This window comes from Psychromonas sp. MB-3u-54 (assembly GCF_002836415.1).
Lineage (GTDB): Bacteria > Pseudomonadota > Gammaproteobacteria > Enterobacterales > Psychromonadaceae > Psychromonas.
Genome location: NZ_PJBP01000019.1, coordinates 1 through 1,775, shown reverse-complemented (window position 1 = coordinate 1,775; position 1,775 = coordinate 1). Strand labels below are relative to the sequence as shown.

At 43.1% G+C, this 1,775-nt stretch carries 2 protein-coding genes; both read right to left on the bottom strand.

Translation table 11 applies throughout. From position 1 onward, the window contains the following. On the bottom strand, positions 1-1,082 hold a 1,082-nt coding region (locus CXF72_RS00350), incomplete at its 3' end, for a TRAP transporter large permease (protein ID WP_101036058.1). Between the two features lie 2 nt (positions 1,083-1,084). Then, a complete protein-coding gene (locus tag CXF72_RS00345) occupies positions 1,085-1,708 on the bottom strand; it encodes a TRAP transporter small permease (RefSeq protein WP_101036057.1) in 624 nt (207 codons plus the stop codon). Between the last annotated feature and the right edge of the window lie 67 nt (positions 1,709-1,775).

Here is a 1,775-nt window from a genome sequence, read left to right as displayed (position 1 = left end):
AGCAGGCCGGAGGGCTCCATAAATTGGCCGCCGATTAATAATATGATATTAACAACAATAAGGAAAGTGATCGGGCCGAGACCGGCATCAAGCATTGATGCGGTGATCATCTGCGGAATCTGCTCTTCAGTTAAAACATGCTTTAAAATCAGCGCATTAGCAATAATAAACATTAACATAATAGTTAACTTGCCGGCTTCATAGAGTGTTTTACGGGTATCTTCATGGGAAAAAACATGTAAAGCTTTACGCCAGTATGCTTTAGCCCGTTTCTCTTCGGGTTCTTTATCGGATAAAGGTCCCATATCTCTATAGATAAAATTAGAGATAAAAAAGGCATAAACTGCCGCCACGGCAGCGGCTTCGGTCGGCGTAAAGATACCACCATAAATTCCGCCGAGAATAATCACAATCAGCAGCAATCCCCAAGCCGCATCTTTAGCCGCATCAAAAGCCTCTTTCCAGCCAACAAAAGGTTGAGCCGGAATATTCTTAATCCGCGCATAAATATAGATAGCAACCATCAGCATTAAACCGGCGAGCAAGCCCGGTATGACGCCACCTAGGAACATGCGCCCGACGGACACATCGGTCGCCGCCGCATAAACCACCATCACAATCGAGGGCGGGATCAAAATCCCTAAGGTGCCGGCATTACAGATAACACCCGCCGCAAAATCTTTGCTGTAACCATTTTTTACCATGCCGGCAATCACTATTCCGCCAATCGCCACAACCGTTGCCGGAGACGATCCGGACAGGGCGGCAAACATCATACATGCCACCACCGATGCCATTGCCAGACCACCACGAAGTGATCCTACTATTGCGATTGCAAAACGTATTATCCGCTTAGCGACGCCACCCGTTGCCATAAAACTGGACGCTAATACAAAGAAAGGGATGGCCAATAAAGTATAATGTCCGGCAAAAGCGTTAAACAGTGTTTGTGCGACCGACGCAAGCGATGCATCGGAATGTATTAATAAAAAGATCATACTCGACAGACCCAGTGACACTGCAATAGGGACACCGACCGTCATAAATACAATAACCATTAGGAAAAGGGTTAACATCGCCATAATTATTCTCCCTTCTTCGAATGATGTAACGACTCTAAATCTTCTTCGGCTTCATGACTTGCAATCATCTTATCTATTTTATTGGTGGCAATCAGCCAGGCAATCTGCAGGAATCGATAAGTCATCATTGCCATGCTGAGCGGCAGCGCAAAATAGGGGATAAAACGGGGTAATTTTTCATATCGTTCTCCTTCATTAAACCAGGCAGATAAAAATTGTAAGAAATCCGGCATCGGAATATCCTGGGTTTCATACCAGGCCTGATCCGTTATAAAAGGGAGCCAGTAATCCCAAGAGCCAATTAATAATAAAATTGAAAATGCTAAGCATGAAGCAACGGCTATTAATGCAAAGATTTTTTTAAGCCCTGTAGGCGCAAGATTAATAACGACATCGACCCCGATATGAAAATGTTTTTTCACCAGATAAGAGGCACCGACCAGCACCATCCAGGCAAACATAAACACGGTCAGCTCCAATGCCCATAAAATATTATCGTTTAATACATATCGGAAAACGACATTGGCAAAAGTTAATAGAGTCATTAAACCTAAAAAGAGCGCAATTAACGTCTCTTCCATATAGTCAGTTATTTCCCCTAACCGGGTAAAAAATCCACGCTTCATTTGCCACACTCCAAACTTATTAGTTATTAGTTATTAGTTATTAGTTATTAGTTATTAGTTATTAGTT